This window comes from Thaumasiovibrio clandestinus (assembly GCF_047250365.1).
GTDB lineage: Bacteria > Pseudomonadota > Gammaproteobacteria > Enterobacterales > Vibrionaceae > Thaumasiovibrio.
This window is the reverse complement of sequence record NZ_JBLBVL010000025.1, coordinates 1-20326: the sequence shown is the minus strand read 5'-3', so window position 1 is coordinate 20326 and position 20326 is coordinate 1. Positions and strand designations below refer to the sequence as shown.

The 20326-nt window shown below is 45.9% G+C and carries 22 protein-coding genes; 17 read left to right on the top strand and 5 right to left on the bottom strand.

Annotated features, from left to right (window positions below; genetic code table 11):
* The first annotated feature begins 237 nt into the window (after window positions 1-237).
* From ACKLNH_RS19625 to ACKLNH_RS19595, 7 genes are read left to right on the top strand one after another with little or no spacing between them, the layout of a single operon-like run.
* Window positions 238-831, top strand: a complete 594-nt coding sequence (locus ACKLNH_RS19625) for a hypothetical protein (protein WP_413113962.1) — start codon at window positions 238-240, stop codon at window positions 829-831.
* A gap of 12 nt (window positions 832-843) precedes the next feature.
* On the top strand, window positions 844-3717 hold the full coding sequence (locus ACKLNH_RS19620) for an FtsK/SpoIIIE domain-containing protein (RefSeq protein WP_413113961.1): 2874 nt from the start codon (window positions 844-846) through the stop codon (window positions 3715-3717).
* A gap of 6 nt (window positions 3718-3723) precedes the next feature.
* Window positions 3724-3993, top strand: a complete 270-nt coding sequence (locus ACKLNH_RS19615) for a hypothetical protein (RefSeq protein ID WP_413113960.1) — start codon at window positions 3724-3726, stop codon at window positions 3991-3993.
* Complete coding sequence (locus ACKLNH_RS19610; RefSeq protein ID WP_413113959.1) at window positions 3986-4273, top strand: hypothetical protein; 288 nt, start codon at window positions 3986-3988, stop codon at window positions 4271-4273. Before ACKLNH_RS19615 ends, ACKLNH_RS19610 begins: the two co-directional genes overlap by 8 nt.
* Window positions 4263-5288: a hypothetical protein gene (locus ACKLNH_RS19605; RefSeq protein ID WP_413113958.1), complete on the top strand. Its 1026-nt coding sequence runs from the start codon at window positions 4263-4265 to the stop codon at window positions 5286-5288. The genes ACKLNH_RS19610 and ACKLNH_RS19605 overlap by 11 nt, the downstream gene beginning before the upstream one ends.
* Window positions 5288-5737 (top strand): hypothetical protein, encoded by a 450-nt coding sequence (locus ACKLNH_RS19600; RefSeq protein ID WP_413113957.1) that lies wholly within the window; start codon window positions 5288-5290, stop codon window positions 5735-5737. The genes ACKLNH_RS19605 and ACKLNH_RS19600 overlap by 1 nt, the downstream gene beginning before the upstream one ends.
* Window positions 5738-5766: 29 nt before the next feature.
* On the top strand, window positions 5767-6219 hold the full coding sequence (locus tag ACKLNH_RS19595; RefSeq protein ID WP_413113956.1) for a hypothetical protein: 453 nt from the start codon (window positions 5767-5769) through the stop codon (window positions 6217-6219).
* A gap of 76 nt (window positions 6220-6295) precedes the next feature.
* Here ACKLNH_RS19595 and smpB read toward each other — a convergent pair whose 3' ends face one another.
* Complete coding sequence (smpB, locus tag ACKLNH_RS19590; protein ID WP_413113955.1) at window positions 6296-6784, bottom strand: SsrA-binding protein SmpB; 489 nt, start codon at window positions 6782-6784, stop codon at window positions 6296-6298.
* A gap of 167 nt (window positions 6785-6951) precedes the next feature.
* Here smpB and ACKLNH_RS19585 point away from each other — a divergent pair, with 167 nt between their 5' ends.
* Window positions 6952-7386 (top strand): SRPBCC family protein, encoded by a 435-nt coding sequence (locus ACKLNH_RS19585; protein WP_413113954.1) that lies wholly within the window; start codon window positions 6952-6954, stop codon window positions 7384-7386.
* Entirely contained in the window at window positions 7376-7684 is a 309-nt protein-coding gene (locus ACKLNH_RS19580; protein ID WP_413113953.1) for an RnfH family protein, read from the top strand. The genes ACKLNH_RS19585 and ACKLNH_RS19580 overlap by 11 nt, the downstream gene beginning before the upstream one ends.
* Window positions 7685-7787: 103 nt before the next feature.
* Here the strand turns inward: ACKLNH_RS19580 and bamE are convergent, their stop codons facing one another.
* The 3 genes from bamE to nadK form a co-directional block, all read right to left on the bottom strand.
* On the bottom strand, window positions 7788-8120 hold the full coding sequence (gene bamE / locus ACKLNH_RS19575; protein ID WP_413113971.1) for an outer membrane protein assembly factor BamE: 333 nt from the start codon (window positions 8118-8120) through the stop codon (window positions 7788-7790).
* Between the two features lie 212 nt (window positions 8121-8332).
* Window positions 8333-9997, bottom strand: a complete 1665-nt coding sequence (gene recN, locus ACKLNH_RS19570; protein ID WP_413113952.1) for a DNA repair protein RecN — start codon at window positions 9995-9997, stop codon at window positions 8333-8335.
* A 203-nt stretch (window positions 9998-10200) separates the two neighbouring features.
* On the bottom strand, window positions 10201-11082 hold the full coding sequence (gene nadK / locus ACKLNH_RS19565) for an NAD(+) kinase (protein WP_413113951.1): 882 nt from the start codon (window positions 11080-11082) through the stop codon (window positions 10201-10203).
* Between the two features lie 204 nt (window positions 11083-11286).
* Here nadK and grpE point away from each other — a divergent pair, with 204 nt between their 5' ends.
* The 3 genes from grpE to dnaJ all read left to right on the top strand — a co-directional run bounded on the left by grpE (window position 11287) and on the right by dnaJ (window position 15263).
* Complete coding sequence (gene grpE, locus ACKLNH_RS19560; protein ID WP_413113950.1) at window positions 11287-11901, top strand: nucleotide exchange factor GrpE; 615 nt, start codon at window positions 11287-11289, stop codon at window positions 11899-11901.
* Between the two features lie 208 nt (window positions 11902-12109).
* Window positions 12110-14029 (top strand): molecular chaperone DnaK, encoded by a 1920-nt coding sequence (dnaK, locus tag ACKLNH_RS19555; RefSeq protein ID WP_413113949.1) that lies wholly within the window; start codon window positions 12110-12112, stop codon window positions 14027-14029.
* Between the two features lie 88 nt (window positions 14030-14117).
* Window positions 14118-15263 (top strand): molecular chaperone DnaJ, encoded by a 1146-nt coding sequence (gene dnaJ, locus ACKLNH_RS19550; RefSeq protein ID WP_413113948.1) that lies wholly within the window; start codon window positions 14118-14120, stop codon window positions 15261-15263.
* 79 nt (window positions 15264-15342) lie between these two features.
* On the opposite strand, the gene ACKLNH_RS19545 is transcribed toward dnaJ, so the two are convergent.
* Entirely contained in the window at window positions 15343-15729 is a 387-nt protein-coding gene (locus ACKLNH_RS19545; protein ID WP_413113947.1) for a type IV pilin protein, read from the bottom strand.
* A gap of 146 nt (window positions 15730-15875) precedes the next feature.
* On the opposite strand from ACKLNH_RS19545, the gene ACKLNH_RS19540 reads away from it, so the two are divergent.
* The 5 genes from ACKLNH_RS19540 (at window position 15876) to ACKLNH_RS19520 (ending at window position 20194) form a co-directional block, all read left to right on the top strand.
* Window positions 15876-16448: a pilus assembly FimT family protein gene (locus ACKLNH_RS19540; RefSeq protein ID WP_413113946.1), complete on the top strand. Its 573-nt coding sequence runs from the start codon at window positions 15876-15878 to the stop codon at window positions 16446-16448.
* The gene (locus ACKLNH_RS19535) at window positions 16432-17073 is read left to right on the top strand and encodes a PilW family protein (protein WP_413113945.1); all 642 of its coding nucleotides are present in this window, start codon (window positions 16432-16434) and stop codon (window positions 17071-17073) included. Before ACKLNH_RS19540 ends, ACKLNH_RS19535 begins: the two co-directional genes overlap by 17 nt.
* Window positions 17070-18362, top strand: a complete 1293-nt coding sequence (locus ACKLNH_RS19530; protein ID WP_413113944.1) for a hypothetical protein — start codon at window positions 17070-17072, stop codon at window positions 18360-18362. The genes ACKLNH_RS19535 and ACKLNH_RS19530 overlap by 4 nt, the downstream gene beginning before the upstream one ends.
* Entirely contained in the window at window positions 18352-18813 is a 462-nt protein-coding gene (locus ACKLNH_RS19525) for a type IV pilus modification PilV family protein (RefSeq protein WP_413113943.1), read from the top strand. Before ACKLNH_RS19530 ends, ACKLNH_RS19525 begins: the two co-directional genes overlap by 11 nt.
* A 67-nt stretch (window positions 18814-18880) precedes the next feature.
* Complete coding sequence (locus tag ACKLNH_RS19520; RefSeq protein WP_413113942.1) at window positions 18881-20194, top strand: hypothetical protein; 1314 nt, start codon at window positions 18881-18883, stop codon at window positions 20192-20194.
* Window positions 20195-20326: the final 132 nt, after the last annotated feature.

The following is a 20326-nucleotide window of genomic DNA, read 5'->3' as shown; positions in this document are numbered from 1 at the left end:
TGATTAAATATTAAACGCTACTATTGTCTTAGTGATTTGAGTTATTTAATGGAATGTGAAAAACATTACCCGCAGCAAGTAATAGCGGTTTGTTATATGGATAATTTGTAATTGACATTTTCTTGACATGCGAATTGGGTGTTTTTATTAGGGAGGCAATTGAAATAATTGATTATTTAATGGTGATAAATTACTCTTTGTCTGATTTATTACTTTCTATATTTGGCTAGGGATAACATGTCATTACCTCAACAAAGCGAAGTCGTTTCGTTAGGTGCTCTTTACGATGTGATAAGTAAGCACGCAGAGGGCATCAAGCATAAAGTCAATCGCGAAGAATCTATTCGTGTACTTATTGAGAATGTTAATCGTCAATCTTTTGAACTAACTAACAGCTATAAGGAATTAAAGCGCTTTGCTATTTCTAATGACGAAATCACGTTGGAAAAAGCAAATAGCAGAATAAGTGCTCTCGAACGTTGCGCCGCTAAAATGCCAGCAGATTTGAATAAAATCGACAAGATTCACATGCTGGCTGAGGAGGATATTGGTAAAGATATTTTCAATGAGATAAGAGTACATCATCGAGATATTGCTGATATCAATAATGCAGAATTAGATAGCTTTGAGCGGTTGAGTGAGATAGCAGATTCACTGTCTAATTTTAGCCGAGAAGCCCAACGAGCGTTCGATGCTATTGAAGCCGGTATTGCTAAAGATGATGCCGAGTTAGCACGTATCGCTGGGCGCCGTAAAGGTATTATGGCCACACTCGCCGCCAGCTTGATGATGGCGGCTTTCTTTTTTCACCACTTTGCTATGTACGCCTAAGGAGCACTTTTTATGAGCAATACCCACAAGAAGAGTGCACAAGAAAGCCTGTTGAGCTTTCTTGAAAAAGAGTCGCGTAAGTTATCTGGTATTGAAAAGCACATTAATGATGCTCAGCAAGCTTGCTCTAATCTCGTTAAACGAGTCGAGGAAGTATTTTCAGAATCATTGTCGAAAACAAAGATAGAAAAGTTGGCACATTATCAGGCTATTTGTGATGTGGCGAAGCGTGTGTTGCCTATTTATCACCCAAACTTGAATGCATTTGACTTTTCTGAGTTTAAGTTTGATGCCTTGCATATTCCAGAACAAATCACGACGGCTTATCAGGCGTTAGATGATAATGGTAAGCCGGTTTATTTGCCGCTATCGCATGAATTCATGTCGACTGAAAGTAGTTTTTATTATGACGTCGATGACAACACACAAGAAGAAAAACTCTATTTAATGCATAACATGGTTATGCGACTAAATATGATGTTGCCAAATGTATCGCAATTTTGTCTGTTAGACCCAGCTCGGATGGGCGAAAGCTTCCCTTACTTTAAGCAAATTCCATTTAAGCGCCCGCTAGGTCATGACGTCGCAAATGTACTTGATGAAGTTTTGAACGATATTAAGCGTATTAAGGAAAACTATCTTGATAACCGCACTAAGCGTCTGCAAGACGTTGATGAGGATATTCGAGGTAACGAAAAGTTTGAGTTTATTTTTGCTGCTAACTTCCCGAAAGGTTACGACCGTCGCTCGATTGAGCTTTTGGCTAAAATTGCCAATGCAGGACCAACGGCTGGCAAGTATGTGGTTATTCAGCGCAATACCTCGGTTGAACTGCCTAGCGGTGTGTCGATGGACGCATTTGATCGCCTAATTGATATTGGCGCAGCAAACGTTGAGCAATGTGTACCTGGCGTTGCGATCTCGCCTTTGTCTAACTCGCTTTTAAGTGATGAGACCATCAACACCATTTTGGACACGGTAGCTAAGGCGAAGCCTAAAGAGAGTAAGCTCGAGTTTACCGATGTCACCAATACTGACTCTACGTCATGGTGGCAGAAAAAATCTGACTATGAAATCCGTGTCGCGATTGGTGGTTCTGGTGCGAAAAAAGATGACCTCGAACTCTGGTTTGGTGAGAGTAATGGACGTCAGATTTGTGCCCACGGCATGTTGGGGGCAATGACTGGTGCCGGTAAGTCGAATCTTTATCATGCGATGATTTTAGGATTGGCGTGTAGCTACAGCCCAGATGAGCTGCAACTATACCTAATCGATGGTAAGCAAGGGGTTGAGTTTAAGTGCTACCCAAGCCTACCACATGCGAAAGTCGTGTCGCTAAATACCTCACCTGATCTGTCTCGTAGCGTACTTAACGAGTTGGTTGATGAGATGATCCGTCGTAATGAGATGTTTAAGCGCTTGGGTTTCGATAATCTGCGTGATTACCGTTTAGCTGGCTCTCCAGAAGGTGCCTTGCCACGATTGCTACTGGTTGTTGATGAGTACCAAACGTTGTTTGAAGACGATCGTGATGGCGTTGGCTCTGAATTGATGGATAAACTGGCCACTCAAGGTCGAAGTGCGGGCGTGCACATGTTTGTTGGCTCGCAGCGCTTTGGTGCGGCGGGTATGCAAAACCAGCAGAGTATCTTTGGTAATATTCACCTGCGTGTTGGTATGCAGATGAGTGACGCTGATGTGACCGCTTTGCAAGAGTTTGGCCCGAACGGCAAGCGATTGCTACGTGCCTGTAAGGAGGCGGGGCAGGTGGTGATCAATGACTCGGCGGCAAATGACGATAAAAACCGCGCTGGTCGTGTGACCTATCTTTCAGATGAGTTGCGTGCTTCGTTGATTGATCAACTTGCAGAAAAGTGGGAACAAGAAAAAACGCTGGCCAGTTCGCATAAATCTATCTTGTTAGACGGCACAGGGCAGCCAAGTCTGGTTGATAACCCACAACTTAACCACCTGTTTGCGCATTACAACCAACGCCCAACGGATGAAGAGCGCATGCAAATGGCCAACCGTCCACAGTATTTGGCTGGTTTGGGTGACGATGAATGGTATCCGGTTGAGAAGCCAAGCGCGTACTGGTTGGGTCGTGAAATGAATATTCACGGTCAGGCGAACGTGACCTTCCGTCGTCGTCCAAATGAGCACATGTTGTTTGTCGGCGACGCGAATGAGCCACGCTTAGGCATGTTGAGTAACATGCTGGTGCAACTGAATATTAACCACGCAGCTGATCAGTTCGAGCTTTACCTGCTCGATCGCAGCATTAAAGGCTCACCGTGGAACGGTATTTTGTCTCGCGCTACCGAGAACTGTGTGAATGGCGCTGTGCATTACAACGAGCAGTTCAATACCTTTGCTGAAAATCTGCACGCTATCGGTGAGGAGTATGAGCGTCGTCGTAGCATGGATGAAGAGCAAATGCTCTCTCAGCCTAGTATCTACGTGATGGTAAGCGATGCGCAGCGTGTTAATGAGTTGCAACAGCAGAACGGCCGATTTGGCGTTAAAGAGCATGGCGAAGTGGGCGGCATTATCCGCGAGTTGCTTGAAGGCGGTGCGGAATATGGCATTCACCTGATTATGTCGTTTGATAACGTACGCTCGTTAATGAAAGCATTTGATCGCCGCGACGTTGATCTCTTTAAGCACAAGGTGGTCCTGCAGATGTCCGAAGACGATAGCTTCGCACTAATTAAGTCTCGCCATGCCGCTAATTTGCAGCAGGTGACTAAGGTGCCAGTTTATGCGTTGTACGTGAACCAAACCTTGAATAAGCCCGTGAAGTTCAAGCCTTATTGTTACAGCAGTGTTGAAGTGCAGCAGCAAGAGCTAGATGTGTTGCGATCAAAGATTGGTGCGTGGGGGTAATAGCGCATGTCTATGAATGACGTAGAGCATGCGCTGCAACACTTTGTGAAAAATTTGGATGACTTCATTGAAGTCATCCAGGTGCAACACAAGCGCGTAATGCACAACCTTGAAGAAGCCGACGGCCTATTTGATGAGGCGCTGCAAGCACAGTTGAAAGATATCGTCGCAGACTTAGAAAAGTACTATAGCGGTATTGCTCACCTTGTGGCCCCAGCGATAAGTGAAGGGCTAACCACTCGTTTGCGCATTTTAAGGAGTTACCTTTATGAATGATCAGCAACGACTTGGTGCAGCAGAGAAGCTTGATATCGCACTGCAAAAATCGCTCAGCACGGTAACAGAGGCGGAAAAAAATCTTCTTACCGCTTGGCTCAATTTGTCAGAGCATTATGCGGGGCTGGGTGCTGAAGAGACCGAGCAGGCGTATCGTCAGCTCAGCGTCAATATCGAGCAGTACAAAGAAGGGGTTGAGCGTCTGCTGGTGATGACAGGATCAGTGCAGCAGGAGCTCAATGCGAGTACTCAATTTAAAGAGGTGAGCGATGCAACCTAGATGGCTTATCTCTTTGCTTGATGATTACGGTTATCAAGGTCACTACTATACCGCCAATGCCGATGATGTGGTGGGGGATACTCAGTACACCGAAACGTTAGGGGTTGAGCACAGCCAGCGTCTAAATAACGACTATTTAGCCTGTAAGCACTTTCTAGAAAACTTGCAGTCTGATCAAAAGCGTCGTCACTACGAGCATGAAAAGCATGAAGCGCAAACGCAAACCACGCTAAATGCCAATGCTAAGTTGCTTGAAAAGACGGAAGCGCAAGTGGATGAAATTGGCGCCGAGCTTACCGAATGGCATCGTCAGTTCAAACTCGCTTGTGACTGGGAGGCTCGGGCACACCGTCGAGTTGATGCCGCGCGAAACGCGCTAAGTGTCGCTCAAGCCGAGTTAGCCCGAGCGGAATCCGAAGTGGCGCAATGTCAGGCAGCTTACAACGCGGCGCGAAGTCGAACCATCTCGGTGTACGCGGGTAAAGATAGCAATGGCAATGCTACTTATCGACAAGAGCAGAATCCGGCAACGACTGAACTTAGTGCGTTGAATGCGGCGGAATCTGTGCGCAGCCGAGCCAGCTCTGTGGTAATGAGTTGTCAGGCTGAACTTAATGGTGCCCTTGCTGACTTGAGCCGCGCAGAGCGACAAAAGTCGGGCAGTCAACGTGCGATTGATGATTGTGAATCAGCATTAAAGGTGGGCTCGGACAGTGTGCGTACCGCTGAGATCGCCATGTCGCATGGCAAAACGGCCAGTACGGTCTTAAACCAAAAGGCTGGGGTTATAAGTGAAATCGACACGTTGTTAGAGAGCATGGATGAATGCTTAGAGCGACAACTGGCATGTGTCACACAGTTGCGTGCGGTGAATGACAATGCACAGGTGACTATCCGCACGGTAGAGCAAGCGCGGGGCGATTTTGTCTATCAGATGCACAATTTGACTCATGCAATTGCAGAAAAAACTGAGCTGCTGAATGTGTTCGATCAACCAATATTTGTGGGGTTGTAATGCAAAGAACCTTTGAACCCGATTTTTATTATCGCGCTCATTGTGATTTGAGTGACAGGCAACAAAGCTTGTTTCGGATGTTGATCTCGTATCAAGAGCACAGCGAAACCTTAGCGAGTCAGTGGAAAGATGACGCTTGTCGCGCCGTGACACAGCGCAATGTGGAGCCGACGCAGGCCGCTTTTGGCGAGTTTAATCGCCAGCTCAGTCAGTATTTAGAATACAGTGACGAGCGTAGTCAATCGCTGCATCACATGCGAGAGTTGATTGATGAGCAGTTGCAACTGGCACAGCGAGTCGAAAATTCGGCAATGCTGGCGAGTGAGCATACTGAAGGTCATCAAAAGTCGATCCGTCACTGTCAAAATGAACAACATCACAGTGAAGAGCAGTTGAATCAAGCAATATCCAAGCTGACTCAAGCTGGTCAACATGTCAACAAGCTATAGCGCTTGAAAGAATTTTTTAGGAGATAAGAGTGACAACTAAATTTCGATTTTCATTTTTCTTAGTCTACGCCGTTGTGTTGTGGGGTTTTACGCACGCTTTTGGTTGGACATTTCGTGATCAATTTTCATTCATCAATTTAGACTCGTTCTCGCTTCACCCTGAGTTTTTCTGGATACTGTCGCGAGGCTTTGTCTTCCCTTACGAACGCGTATTTATCATCGTGATGTTTGCGCTGGTTATCGTGTATGGTTTGCGTTGTCTGTTTTGCTCTTATGCCGCGCCACAAGCGGTTCCAATCAAGAAACTGCATCGCATCTGTATGATGTTGGGACTGTTTCTGCTTGTGTCGATGGGAATGCACTACTTTGACACTTGGCGTGCTAGCATTTTTGACTACTTTAGCTTGATTAACGCTGCTTGCATTTTAGGGCCTTTGCTGTTGCGTTTTATGTCTAACGGCTACAGTCAAGCCAATAGCTAGTTAGCAATAAACAGAAAAACGGCAGCGCAATGAAAGTTGGCTGCCGTTTTTGTTGAACTGCATGGCTTAAAACCTGCTAGCGAAGGCTACCCTTCATAATACGTGCCTTATCGCGCGCCCAATCTTTACTCTTCTCATCGGCACGCTTGTCGTGCAGCTTTTTGCCTCGCGCGGTACCGATTTTTAGTTTCACCCAAGACGCTTTCCAGTACATAGAGAGGGCAACAATGGTTTGCCCATCACGGTTTACTGCACCAGTGAGGCGGTCGATCTCTTTACGGTTTAAGAGCAGTTTGCGTACGCGAGTTGGATCGGCAACAACGTGAGTGGACGTCGCCGTTAGTGGTGTGATCGTCATTCCTGAAATGAAGGCTTCACCGTTACGCAAAAAAACGTAACTTTCGGTGAGGTTTACTTTACCATTTCGGATCGCTTTAACTTCCCAACCTTGCAGCTCCAAGCCTGCTTCGTACTCATCTTGAATTGCAAATTCATGACGTGCCGAGCGGTTTTTCGCAATGGTGTTGTCGGTTGGCTTTTTAGATTTATTCGGTTTCTTTGCCATTTTTTCCTGTCCCAGATGGTCTGGTCGATGTAAGCACCGTGTGATACTTACTAATGTATCTGCCCGTTTGGGCTAAGAGTCGAGTAATGTTATCATCGTGATGCCGGTTGTCATAGCTTTGTCATCAAAGTGGTGATGCTGGCCCGTGTTTGACATAAGGAGTGTGTATGCCGCAAATTAGTCGTACTGCATTGGTGCCGTTCAGCGCTCAGCAGATGTTTGAACTTGTAAACAATGTGGCTGCTTATCCTGAGTTTTTGCCTGGTTGTGTCGGCAGTACTGTTCATGAGCAGTCAGAAGCGCATATGAGAGCCTCGGTCGATGTGGCGAAGGCTGGCGTGTGTAAAACCTTTACCACTTACAATGTGCTCAATCGCTTTCAACGCATTGAGATGCAGCTGGTTGAAGGGCCATTCAAAAAATTGGTAGGGGGCTGGCAGTTTACTGAGCTGGATGCGCAGGCATGTAAGGTTGAGTTGCAGCTAGAGTTTGAATTTACTAATCGGTTGGTAGAGATGGCATTTGGTCAGGTGTTTAAAGAGTTAACCGGAAACATGGTACAGGCATTTACCCAGCGAGCGAAAAAGGTTTATGAATTCTGAAGAGATGATCCATGTAGAAGTAGTGTATGCGTTGCCTGATGTGCAGCGTGTGATCAAGGTGGCGGCAAAGCCGGATAGCAGTGTGGAGCAAATCATTCGTCAGTCTGGAATATTGGTGATGTATCCCGAGATCGATTTGGCGAAGAATAAAATCGGGATTTATAGTCGTAATGTAAAGCTTGACGCGACGGTACGTGAGGGAGATCGTATCGAGGTTTATCGCCCACTCATTGCTGACCCGCGCGAAATTCGTCGCCAGCGAGCAGAAAAAGCCAAGTTGACTGAAAAAAAGGCATAGCGGTTAGATGTGCCTGCCGCTCGAGCTTTAGTTGGCGTGAAAGTGATAAAAAATAATCACCCCTGGCTCACATGAGTTGGGGGTGATTTTATTTAACGAGCCATTAACTAACAGGAGTGTAGAAGTTGCTGTCTGGAGTGTAATCACCGTAATAGCCCAGCAGTTTGCCTTGGTTATCAAATTCGAGAATCAAGTTCTTTTGCACTGTTTCACCGTGTGCTGGCTGGTGATGGTAAATATAATACCAAGTATTAGGCGCGTGAGACTCGACGATCATTGGTGAACCCAACACAAAGCGCACCTGTTCGCCGCTCATGCCTGCACGCAGCTTGGTGATGTCTTGTTCGACAATATAGTTACCCTGATTGATGTCGATGCGATATACCAGATTGTCGAGCATAGAGCAGCCACTCAATACTCCGGTAATAAGGGCCATTACGGCAAATTTCTTGATAGCCACGGTTGTTCTAATCCACCTTTTCCATAGTCGATAACGCCGTTTTTCAGCCTCTTAGGCCGGGCGCTTTTAAGTAGCGTAATATAGTGATGCTGATAATAGCGCATATTCGCTGCAATTGGCACCAGTATGCTGTTAGCTATGACTGTAGATTGTTCACTGAGTTCGCAATTTTTCTGAATAAATCGTCCTTAGGCGGCAATCAGTAGTTCTTTGGCGTTAGCTAACGTGGTTGCTGTGATTTCGCTGCCTCCGAGTAAACGTGCAAGTTCGCCAATGCGTGCTTCTGTATCGAGTAGGCGCATTTGTGTTTCGGTTTGCCCCTTGCTGGTTTTTTTAGCAACAAACATCTGCTGATGACCGCAACCTGCAACCTGAGGTAAATGGGTAACACACATCACTTGGGTTGAGTTGCCCAGCTGGCGCAGCAGCTTACCCACGATGGCGGCGGTTGGGCCACTGATTCCCACATCCACTTCATCAAAAATCAAGCTAGGTGTATCAACTTTCTGAGCGGTAATAACTTGGATTGCCAGAGAGATACGCGATAATTCGCCGCCTGATGCGACTTTTGCTAGGGGTGATAGTGGCTGACCGGGGTTGGTTGACACCAAGAAGTCGACTTTGTCATAACCACGCGGTGTGAGTTGTTGTTCGCTAGGCGCAACGTCAATACAGAACTGGCCATTCTCCATACTAAGTTCGTGCATACTGGCCGAGATTTTTTTATTGAGTTCTTTGGCATAACGTTGACGGCTTTTGCTTAATTTTTCACAAGCGTGTAGGTAGTGCTGTTTTAGTGCTTCTACTTCTTGTCGTAGTTCATCGAGCTTTTCATCACTGCAATCGAGTGAAGCGAGCTCTGCGAGTAGCTCCTGATGTTTATTATATAACCCTTCGGGTTGAACATAGTGCTTACGCGCCAACGACATGATTTTGCCTAATCGCTCATCCAGATGATGGAAGCGTTCGGGATCCATCTCCATGCTATCCATGTAGTTGCGCAGCTCACTGCTGGCTTCTTGTACTTGAATAATCGATTCTTCAATCATTGGAGAGAGGTGTTGAAGCTGCGGATCTAACTCGCTCAGCTCTTGCATTTTTTGGCTGGCACTTTGCAGTAATTGCAAGGCATTAACGTCTTCACCGTCATAGAGGATATCGAGAGTTAGTTGGCTATTGGCAGCCAGTTCGCTGCTGTTAGATAAGCGTTTATGTTCATCTTCAATAAGGGCAAATTCGCCGTCGCTTAAACCAAGTTCGTCGAGTTCTTTTACTTGATACTCGAGTAGTTGCTTTTGTGCTTGGTTGTTAGCGCGGTTTTTAATCAGCGTATTAAGGTTGTTTTGTGCCTGACGCCAGATTTGATAGTGCTGGGTGGTCTGTTCTATCAGGTTAATATGACCTGCGTACTGGTCGAGCATGTCGATTTGATGTTCGGGTTTTAAAAGTTGCTGGTGCGCATGCTGACCATGGATGTTGATTAACAGTTGCCCGAGTGCTCGTTGCTGAGAGGCAGGGACTGGACTGCCATTAATAAAGCCACGTGACCGCCCTTCTTTAGTAATGACACGGCGCAAAATACACTCATCGCCATCGGCCAGTTCGTTATTCTCTAACCAACGCTTTGCTGCGAGATTATTATCCAATGAAAAAGTGGCATTAATTTCCGCTTTGTTTTCTTCGGGCCGTACCATGCTGGCTTCGGCACGATCGCCAAGGCATAAACCTAGCGCATCAATCGCAATGGATTTACCGGCACCGGTTTCACCTGTGATAGTGGTCATGCCAGCTTTAAGCTCAAACTCGAGAGCTTTAACAATTGCAAAATTAGAGATGGTCATATGGGTTAGCATTTACGTCTACCTGTTCAGATCAACAACTGTACTGATGAACAGTATATACTGTGTTTGCATACAGTAAATCTTTTTGTGCAGTTTTTTGCGAACGGCATAATGGACAAGCAAATGAACCAATGGCTAGAAGGTAAGGTGAAAAAGGAAGATTTGATTTAGTGGTGGTAGCTAGCCACAGCAGGGTGGCTAGCTAATTAAAGCAATTAAAATAATCTACTCGACCAGCCAAGCTTGTTTCTTAACACGTTGTAGTAACTGTAAGATTTTGGATGGATCATTTGCAGTTCTTCAGGACTTTTAAAAATATGGATTTCATCGCCAGGGTTGACTGGCAGTGAAACTTGTCCATCACAGCGTACTTCTAGTGCGTCATTGATTCCGGGTGGGATAAGCAGTTTAATTCGTTGGTTAGCATCAACAACGAGTGGTCTACTGGAAAGGGTGTGTGGAAACTTAGGCACTAGGGTGATAGCACTAATGCTTGGCGACAGGATGGGGCCGCCTGCCGAAAGCGAGTAAGCGGTAGAGCCAGTTGGTGTCGCAATGATTAAGCCATCAGAGCGTTGAGAGAAAGCAAACTTATCATCAATATAGACTTCAAACTCAATCATGTGTGCCACTTTGCCCGGGTGCAATACGCATTCGTTTAACGCTGCATTGCGACTTTTTAACTCGCCATGGCGGTAAACCTCGGTTTCCAGTAAAAAGCGGTATTCCGGTTCAAAATGTCCATCGAGAACTTTAGCTAACTCATGCTCAAATTCATCGGGGTCGAGATCGGTCAAAAAACCAAGATTGCCACGATTCACACCAATAACTGAGATATCAAAGCGTGATAACACGCGGGCAGCGCCAAGCATATTGCCATCACCACCGACAACGATCGCGAGATCAGCCGCTTGGCCAATAGTGAGTAGATCGCAATAATCTGCGTCGTCCACTGTAAGGTCTTGATTTAATCGCTGTTCAACTAAAACGCGATGTCCACGAGCGGTTAGCCAGTCATAAAGCTTTTGATGAGTCTGTATTGCCTCTGGGTTTCTTGGCTTGCCTATCAGTGCGATGGTATTGAAAATCGTCGCCATCTTATTGATCCTGTGATGAAGATTAATGCCAGTATAACGCTGTCATCTTGTTATTGTCGTCTGCATTTTAGTGAATTGTCGAGGCAAGACGCTTGAATCATTGAACTTCATCCCCATAATATGCAGCAACAGTTTGAGTTTGGCGGTCCTTGTAAAAGAAGTAGAACGCCACGTAACCCATTTTGATATCTTGGCGGAGTGACCATGAGCAAAGAAGAAAAGAAAGTACAAGACGAGCAATTGAATGACGCAGTAGCACCAGAAGAAGTGACCGAGGAAACAACTGAAGAGGCACAAAGCGAAGAAAACTTGCTAGAAACCAAGATCGAAGAATTGAAAGCAGCACTTGCGCAATCAGATGCAACCGTGCAAGAGCAGCGTGACTCTGTACTACGTGCGAAAGCTGAAGTAGAGAATATGCGTCGCCGTACTGAGCAAGAGATCGACAAGGCACGTAAATTTGCCCTTGAGCGTTTTGCTGGTGAACTATTGCCAGTGATCGACAATATGGAACGTGCTGTTGAGATGGCAGACAGAACCAACGACACCATCAAACCAATGGTTGAAGGTGTCGAGCTGACACTAAAAACCATGACAGACACGGTGACTAAATTTGGTTTGAAAGCGATTAACCCTGTTAACGAACCATTCAATCCTGAGCAGCATCAAGCAATGTCGATTCAGGAAAGTGCTGAGCATGAGCCAAACACGGTGATGATGGTCATGCAGAAAGGGTATGAGCTAAACGGTCGCGTGGTACGTCCAGCGATGGTAATGGTTTCTAAAGCGGCATCAGGCAACGTGGACACGAAAGCGTAATCTGTTGGCGTAGATAAAAGCCCGCCAATTAGCGGGTTTTTTTATTTTTTCGCTTTTTTTTTATTTTTCCCCTTGAAAAGGGTTTTGCCGCCCTTATCTAAGAGTCATACAAAGTCATTAACTACTTTCTGGGACTTGTCCCTACTATCGGTTGCTGATGAGCAGAGCCGGTATTAAAGAAAAAATAACGAATTTCGGAGAAAACCTGATGGGTAAAATCATTGGTATCGATTTGGGTACAACCAACTCTTGTGTAGCAGTACTGGATGGTGATGCGCCACGTGTTATTGAAAATGCTGAAGGTGAGCGTACTACTGCATCGGTTATCGCTTACACCCAAGATGGTGAAACTTTGGTAGGTCAACCTGCTAAGCGTCAAGCAGTGACTAACCCAGAGAATACTCTATTTGCAATTAAGCGTTTGATCGGTCGTCGTTTTGAAGACGAAGAAGTTCAGCGTGACATCGAAATCATGCCATACAAAATTGTTAAGGCAGACAACGGTGATGCATGGGTAGAAGCGAAGGGCAACAAGATGGCTGCGCCTCAGGTTTCTGCTGAAGTTCTAAAGAAAATGAAGAAGACAGCGGAAGACTTCCTTGGTGAGACAGTGACCGGTGCTGTTATCACAGTTCCTGCATACTTTAACGATGCTCAGCGTCAAGCAACCAAAGATGCTGGTCGTATCGCTGGACTAGAAGTTAAGCGTATTATCAACGAACCAACAGCAGCAGCGCTAGCATACGGTCTAGACAAAAAAGGCGGCGACCGCACAATCGCTGTTTATGACCTTGGTGGTGGTACGTTCGATATTTCAATTATCGAAATCGATGAAGTTGAAGGCGAGAAAACATTCGAAGTTCTAGCAACTAACGGCGACACTCACCTAGGTGGTGAAGACTTTGATAACCGCATGATCAACTACTTGGTAGATGAGTTCAAAAAAGAGCAAGGCATCGACCTTAAAAATGATTCTCTTGCGATGCAGCGTGTTAAAGAAGCGGCTGAAAAAGCGAAAATTGAACTGTCTTCTGCGCAACAGACCGACGTTAATCTGCCTTACGTAACAGCAGATGCGACTGGTCCTAAGCACATGAACATCAAAGTAACGCGTGCGAAACTAGAATCTCTAGTTGAAGATCTAGTTCAACGTTCTCTTGAGCCATTAAAAATTGCTCTTGCTGACGCAGACTTATCTGTTGGTGACATCAACGATGTAATCCTAGTTGGTGGCCAGACGCGTATGCCTATGGTTCAAGCTAAAGTAACTGAGTTCTTTGGTAAAGAGCCGCGTAAAGACGTTAACCCTGATGAAGCTGTAGCGATGGGTGCTGCTGTTCAAGGTGGCGTACTTGCTGGTGATGTGAAAGACGTTCTTCTACTTGACGTTACTCCACTGTCTCTTGGTATTGAAACCATGGGTGGCGTGATGACCAAGCTAATCGAAAAGAACACCACAATTCCAACGAAAGCGAACCAAGTATTCTCTACTGCGGAAGATAACCAAAATGCGGTAACGATTCACGTACTGCAAGGTGAGCGTAAGCGTTCAATGGACAACAAGTCTCTAGGTCAATTCAACCTAGAAGGCATTCAAGCTGCGCCACGTGGCATGCCGCAAATCGAAGTAACCTTCGATCTAGATGCGGATGGTATCCTGCACGTATCTGCGAAAGATAAGAGCACAGGTAAAGAGCAGAAGATCACTATCCAAGCTTCTGGTGGCCTGAGCGAAGATGATATCAATAAGATGGTTCAAGACGCAGAAATGAACGCTGAAGCAGATAAGAAGTTCGAAGAACTTGTTACTGCTCGTAACCAAGCAGACCAACTTGTTCACGGTACGCGTAAGCAAGTAGAAGAAGCAGGCGAAGCACTTCCAGCGGATGAGAAAGAAAAAATCGAAGCCGCAATTTCTGAGTTAGACGTTGCATCTAAAGGCGAAGATAAAGAAGCGATTGACGCAAAAGTTCAAGCGCTAATCGAAGCATCTCAAAAGCTGATGGAAATTGCTCAGCAGCAAGCACAAGCTCAGCAAGCCGCTGAAGGTGCTGAAGGTCAGCAAGCACAGCAAGACGACGACGTTGTTGACGCTGAGTTTGAAGAAGTTAAAGACGACAAAAAATAAGACTAGCTAACTAGTGTTGTTTTGATGGCGCGGGCGTTGGAGTTACCTCCTGCGCCCGTCGCTATATAAAAAGCAGGCCAAAATAATTATGTCGAAACGCGATTATTATGAAGTGTTAGGTGTCAGTCGTGACGCCTCTGAGCGCGATATCAAAAAGGCGTATAAACGCCTTGCAATGAAGTTCCACCCAGATCGGAATGCGGGTGATGACAGCGCAGCAGACAAATTTAAAGAAGTAAAAGAAGCTTACGAAATTCTGACCGATGCGCAGAAGAAAGCGGCGTATGATCAGTATGGTCATGCGGCCTTCGAACAAGGTGGCTTTGGCGGCGGCGGCTTCGGTGGCGGTGCTGGCGGTGACTTTGGCGATATTTTCGGTGATGTGTTTGGTGATATTTTTGGGGGGGGCGGTGGCCGTCGTCAACAACAACGCGCTCAACGTGGCTCGGACTTACGCTACAACATGGAGTTGTCGCTAGAAGAGGCTGTTCGTGGCGTTACCAAAGAAATTGAAATCCCGACTCTAGCGCATTGTGATGCGTGTGATGGTAGTGGCGCGAAGAAAGGCTCATCGGCGACGACATGTGGTACGTGTCATGGTCATGGCCAAGTGCAGATGCGTCAGGGTTTCTTTGCCGTTCAGCAAACCTGTCCGACATGTCATGGCCGCGGTAAGATCATTAAAGATCCATGTAATATCTGTCATGGTCAAGGTCGCACTCAGAAGACGAAAACACTGTCCGTTAAGATCCCTGCAGGGGTGGATACCGGAGATCGTATTCGTTTGTCTGGTGAGGGTGAAGCCGGAGAAATGGGTGCACCAGCAGGCGACCTATACGTACAAGTACATGTTCGTGAGCATGCGATTTTTGAGCGTGATGGCAACAACTTGTATTGTGAAGTACCAGTTAGCTTTACCATGGCAGCCTTGGGCGGAGAGGTGGAAGTTCCAACCCTTGATGGCCGCGTGAGCTTAAAAGTTCCCGCTGAAACACAAACCGGCCGTATGTTCCGTATGCGTGGTAAAGGCGTGAAGTCGGTACGTAGTGGTGCTACGGGTGATCTGATGTGTAAGCTTGTGGTTGAGACTCCAGTTAATTTAAGTTCACGTCAGAAAGAGCTTCTTAAAGAGCTTGAAGAGTCATTTGGTGGTGCGGCGGCGACAAAGCACAAGCCTAAAGCTGAAGGGTTCTTCAACGGAGTGAAGAAGTTTTTTGATGATCTAACCGGCTAATCGGTTAGAGTTAAGAATAATTAACCGCAGGACTTGTCCTGCGGTTTTTTTTATCTACGGTGTACATTTCGCACAGCCATTACCAACATTGCTGAGCGTCGGCTTCTGTTGCGCCATTGCCTCTTAATGTTAACGTACCACAGTCATCTCCACTTTGCCCACCACTGGGTGCTGCACTAATTTTATAAACGGTGCTTCCGTCTTGACTATAAGCATAGGTGTACCGACCGCTGTCGGTATTACAGCTTGTACACTCGTTGGCAATATTTAGCCCCCAGTCAACGCTGCCTGATGATATTTGTTGCTCAAGCCATAGTTGCATCATTACAAGGTTCGTTTTTGCCTGTGAACGGTGGCTGCTTTTAACGTGGTTATCGTAGGCAGGAAAGGCAATGGCTGCCAAAACGCCAACAATCGCAACGGCTATCATTAATTCGATCAGTGTCACGCCTTTTTGTCTCATCATTCTCTTCCGTTACGCTTGTGTTCGATTTCACTCGAACAGTTGTTGTTTTAACCTTTTGGGTCGATTCGCTAATGTTATCCTCATATCAATGGTTCTTCTTAGGCTTTGTTATATATAGCGCGGAATTTTAGGAAATGGTTCACAAGATGAAACTGCACAGAACGCAAAAATTGCCGCAAAGACATGCGTTGATCGCAGGGATCTCTCTGCTCGAAATGGTGGTAGCAGTTGGGTTAATTGCCATATTGGCGATGGTGGCGGTTCCTTCTTATCAGTCAGTAATAGAGAAGAATAGAGTCGTACGTCTAACCGATGAAGTTCATGGTTTTCTGCTGCAAGCCAAGTCTGAAGCCGTGATGAAGAATGACAGGTTAAAAATTAAGCTTATTCGCGATGACACGCCAGCGGTAAACACAGAGTATCGAGATGGAATGTGGATATTGGCTCTGTTGTTGGAGTCGTCGACTGCATCAGATATCTCGTCGGCGAAGGCTGAAGCCATGTCAATTCTTGATGGAGACGCGTTTAAAAATACTGGGCTTTCCGTTACGAGTTTAGAGGTGGTAGTTGAGCCTGTGCGTGGGGTTTTTAGTAATAACCTTAGTGCGATTATTACTAATAATCTGGAAGCGTCCACAACAGTTAAAGTCAGTAATATATCCGGTCGGATCAGCATTTGCTCGCAGCAAGGAAGTTATGGTTATGTCGAATGCGTCTAGGCAACGTGGAATGTCGTTGATTGAATTGATGGTAGCATCGTCAGTGAGCTTACTGGCCATCGGCGCTGTGGGTTCGGTCTATGTTCAAGGGCAAAAGGTGGTGACAGAGCGCACGCGTCAATTGGTACTGCGTCAAAATGTTAATGACGCGGTTCGTTTAATCGCTGAAGATCTACTTCGAGCAGGATACTCGGAACGGGGGAAGTCAATTAAGTTATCAGGCGCGAGCAGCGTCGTTAACCTCAGTTCAGGTGGTGATACTTGGGCTGATTTTGTTTATCAAGCCCCTGATGGTAGCTGGGATGTTATCGGTATCGCTAAAAAAAGTGCCGGAGGCAATAAGCCTTATGACTGGCTTAAAATGTGCAAAACGGACGGGACTCCGCCCCTAACAACGGATGTGTATGCGACAGAATTGGCCGGCTTTTGTCCGTCGTTTACCGGAGGCGACGCGTTACTTGATAGCCAATTGATTCAGGTTGATGCGTTTAATATTACAGAAGAAGTTGTTTCGTCCTCAAGCGCAACAAGCCAGAAATTGACGGTGCAACTGACTGCGTCACTGCCTGCAACGGGTGAAAGTTATAGTAAAGAGAAGGCGGTATTGCTGAGGAACTGGCGATGAGAAGAAAGCAACGTGGAGCCATGAGCTTACTGATCACCACCATGCTACTTATTGCGGCCCTGTTATTTTCATTGGGAGCATCTAAAAAAGTATTTTATCAGGTCAAGCGTGCACAAAATGAAGTGCTCGCACGGCAAGCTCATTGGGCGGCAGAAGGAGGCTTGGAGTGTGCATTTGCGAAGGTTTCCGTCGATCAGAATAAAGACTATTTGGATGATAGTTTATATCCAAGCTACTTGACCGCAGATTGTTTGACTCCTTTAGATTTGCAGTCGTTATCGTTTGTCCCTTTTTTAAATAAGTACAAGGTGGTGTCCAACGCTTTGCAGATGTCGGGAAAGAAACAACTATCTCGTTTAATGGCATTTGGCACTGGAGATCCAGGAGCGATTAAAGCCACAGCGAACCTCTATATTCGAGGCTCGTCAGCATTTTCGACGCCAGATCCGGGCGACTTTGTTGGGGGGAAATGGCAGTGTGTAGCGATAAATTATCAGAATATCTTTTCTTCGTTATCAGGTGCTATCAATCAAGGGGTATTAAATGGTGTTTCACCTTATGCTGACTTTGATTCGCAAGGGCAAGACTGTGCATCAACCCATATGACAACGGTATCTGCTGATACTGGTTATGGCAATGATTTTGTACAAACACCTAGCTTAGATCCATTCTATGACATTTTTAAAAAACCGAAGTCACAGTGGAATGATGTTAGAACGAGCGCAGAGTGGAACTTCACCACCATAACCGCGCTGAACGAGATAATTATTGATGATATCACATACAAGTATGTGGAGGATTGTGGTGCTGAGATAGCGAATAAAGTTCTTGCTGGACAAACACGGATTTGGGTATCTGGCTCTTGTGAGTTGACGTCCGGTGTTGGTGGTGGGGTAGAGACGCTCTCAGATGCTCTCAATGATATGGGGAACCCATCGACGTTATTGCTAATCCATAATGGACTGTTTTCTATTCAATCTTCAATGGATTTCCCTGGGTTATTGATGCATGTAACGACTGGGTTTACTCCAACAGCAGCGCTTTGGGATCACTTTGAAGCGAAAGATTACTTTGGAACCTTTTCACTTTTTCCTAGTTTAGCAAAGGCAAATACGATCTATTTTCAGCGTGGGGCGTTTACCTTCTCGGGGGGACAAATACTCGACACTGTGGGTTTAGACGCCTATTTTGATCAATCGCTTAACTTTGCTTTTAATAGAGACAATATTGAAGATGTAATTGAAGTAGGACCACCAAAATGGGTAGAAGGGTCGTGGCATGATTTTTAAACAACAACATGGCTTTAGCCTATTAGAAAGCCTTATCGCGTTAGTGGTGTTAAGTGTTGGAATTCTAGGCTTGGTCAGACTGCAAGTCTTTATCGATAAAAAAGCCGATTATGCGCTGACCTCATTGGAGGCGCTTTCGTTAGCGGAATTAAAGTTAGAACACTATCGCACCCGTTCAACGAACAGCGCGGCGACAAGTACGTTATGGTTTGATGGCACTGAGTTAGCCGACAACGGTAGCGGTGTTACTGAAAATGATTTAGCGGTGTCGGGCTCAAGCTATACTTTCGCTCGTCAAACAGTGATTAATGACGCAATTATGCTGCCGCCTCCGAGTGTTTCCGCTGCGGCAAAAACGATTACGGTATCGGTTGGCTGGCAAGATCGCTGGGGAGAAGTACATAGCATTGACTTAAACACGATGCTATCGCGTTACAGTGAGTTTGATTGAATATAGATAGAGACGTGAGCTCTCGTAGTTAGTAGTGATGGGCTGTCTTATTTAGGGAGACGGCAATATGAGAAGAGAACAAGGTGCCATGAGTCTGCTGGTGACAGGAATGTTGCTGGTCGCATCGCTGCTAACCATTTTAGGGGCATCGAGAACCGCTTTTTATCAGATAAAACGAGCGCAAAATGAAGTGGGTGCAGCTCAGGCGCATTGGGCAGCCGAAGGCGGCTTGGAGTGTGCTTTTACTAAAGCAAAAATAGTCAATAGCGTACCAGTGTTCTCTGCGACGGAATGTGGCTTAGTCGATCTTGACAGTGTGGTTTTTTCTGGGAGTCCGAAAGTTGACGTGGTGGCGACATCTGGGCCCACTCAAGTACAGCGCACGTTTACAGCTTTGGGATCAGGTCGCTCGTCAGGTGTGATGAAGGCAACCTCAAACCTATTTTTACTTGGCTCTGTCGCTATGCTGGCAGACCCGGGCGAGCCTGCAGACGAAAATCTTTGGGATTGCACCATGTTGCGCTTTAAAAATGACTTTATTGCACATGGAAATATCATCAACCAGGGTGTCGGCCATGGTGTTACCGCCCCTTATGCTGATTTTCCTACTCCTCCGACTGCGCCACCACAAGCTTGTAGTGCAAGCCATCAAACGATTAATGGCGTAGGTAACTATGGGTATCCAACGGGGTTGAAGAATGATGTAGTAAACGATACTGCATTTGATCCGTTTAAAGAGACATTTAACTATGATCGCAGCGAATGGTTGGAGGTGATGTACCACGATTCTGTTTATCGAATTGGACCATCGTCCTTGCCTCCCACTAAACCAAGCAATAAAAGTAGTTTGCCTATTGCACCAGTTTTAAATAGTAGCTGCGGTAACAAAATTAAAAACGCGATAGGAAGCGGTGAAGATCTTATATGGGTTTATGGTGGGTGCGAATTGGATGGTGCTGATTTGGTGGGGATCAAAACGGAACTGTCTAAAGCGTCAACACCAAACAGCATGGTGCTGGTTGTTCACAATGGTATTTTTGCAGTTAATGGTTCGCATAATCTAAAAGGCATGGTTTACCACTTTGTCGATGATGACTTAGGCTTCTCTCCGTCAAGTATGCACTGGAATAGCGTCGCACCCGTTATTAAAGCTGAGTTATTGGGCGCTTTGACTGGAACAGCCATTACGATTGATAATGTTTCATTCTTCAATAATGGGGCATTTAATCCTTCTGGTGGGTATGTAATGGATGCTGAAGGAACTTACGCAATATATAGAGGCGCACTACATTTCCTCTTTAATCGAGATGATATAGAGACCCCATTAGAGGACTTTACTACCCAGATAAACTGGATTGAAGGTTCATGGCGGGACTACTGAGGGATAGCATTGCTTGCTTATTATGACCCCAAAGGCCAATTAAGCGTTAAAAAGCGTGATCTTGGTCTATATTTGTACGCTTGATGGTTTTTTTTAAAAAAAATCAGAAAAACACTTGCCAACGAATTTAAT

Coding starts and splice junctions, on each gene's coding strand:
- ACKLNH_RS19600 (WP_413113957.1), top strand. CDS start 5,288: ATGCAAAGAACCTTTGAACCCGATTTTTATTATCGCGCTCATTGTGAT.
- ACKLNH_RS19545 (WP_413113947.1), bottom strand. CDS start 15,729: ATGATGAGACAAAAAGGCGTGACACTGATCGAATTAATGATAGCCGTT.
- ACKLNH_RS19625 (WP_413113962.1), top strand. CDS start 238: ATGTCATTACCTCAACAAAGCGAAGTCGTTTCGTTAGGTGCTCTTTAC.
- ACKLNH_RS19520 (WP_413113942.1), top strand. CDS start 18,881: ATGAGAAGAGAACAAGGTGCCATGAGTCTGCTGGTGACAGGAATGTTG.
- nadK (WP_413113951.1), bottom strand. CDS start 11,082: ATGGCGACGATTTTCAATACCATCGCACTGATAGGCAAGCCAAGAAAC.
- ACKLNH_RS19620 (WP_413113961.1), top strand. CDS start 844: ATGAGCAATACCCACAAGAAGAGTGCACAAGAAAGCCTGTTGAGCTTT.
- ACKLNH_RS19535 (WP_413113945.1), top strand. CDS start 16,432: ATGTCGAATGCGTCTAGGCAACGTGGAATGTCGTTGATTGAATTGATG.
- ACKLNH_RS19540 (WP_413113946.1), top strand. CDS start 15,876: ATGAAACTGCACAGAACGCAAAAATTGCCGCAAAGACATGCGTTGATC.
- ACKLNH_RS19605 (WP_413113958.1), top strand. CDS start 4,263: ATGCAACCTAGATGGCTTATCTCTTTGCTTGATGATTACGGTTATCAA.
- ACKLNH_RS19610 (WP_413113959.1), top strand. CDS start 3,986: ATGAATGATCAGCAACGACTTGGTGCAGCAGAGAAGCTTGATATCGCA.
- ACKLNH_RS19530 (WP_413113944.1), top strand. CDS start 17,070: ATGAGAAGAAAGCAACGTGGAGCCATGAGCTTACTGATCACCACCATG.
- ACKLNH_RS19525 (WP_413113943.1), top strand. CDS start 18,352: ATGATTTTTAAACAACAACATGGCTTTAGCCTATTAGAAAGCCTTATC.
- dnaJ (WP_413113948.1), top strand. CDS start 14,118: ATGTCGAAACGCGATTATTATGAAGTGTTAGGTGTCAGTCGTGACGCC.
- recN (WP_413113952.1), bottom strand. CDS start 9,997: ATGCTAACCCATATGACCATCTCTAATTTTGCAATTGTTAAAGCTCTC.
- ACKLNH_RS19580 (WP_413113953.1), top strand. CDS start 7,376: ATGAATTCTGAAGAGATGATCCATGTAGAAGTAGTGTATGCGTTGCCT.
- grpE (WP_413113950.1), top strand. CDS start 11,287: ATGAGCAAAGAAGAAAAGAAAGTACAAGACGAGCAATTGAATGACGCA.
- ACKLNH_RS19615 (WP_413113960.1), top strand. CDS start 3,724: ATGTCTATGAATGACGTAGAGCATGCGCTGCAACACTTTGTGAAAAAT.
- smpB (WP_413113955.1), bottom strand. CDS start 6,784: ATGGCAAAGAAACCGAATAAATCTAAAAAGCCAACCGACAACACCATT.
- ACKLNH_RS19585 (WP_413113954.1), top strand. CDS start 6,952: ATGCCGCAAATTAGTCGTACTGCATTGGTGCCGTTCAGCGCTCAGCAG.
- dnaK (WP_413113949.1), top strand. CDS start 12,110: ATGGGTAAAATCATTGGTATCGATTTGGGTACAACCAACTCTTGTGTA.
- bamE (WP_413113971.1), bottom strand. CDS start 8,120: ATGGCCCTTATTACCGGAGTATTGAGTGGCTGCTCTATGCTCGACAAT.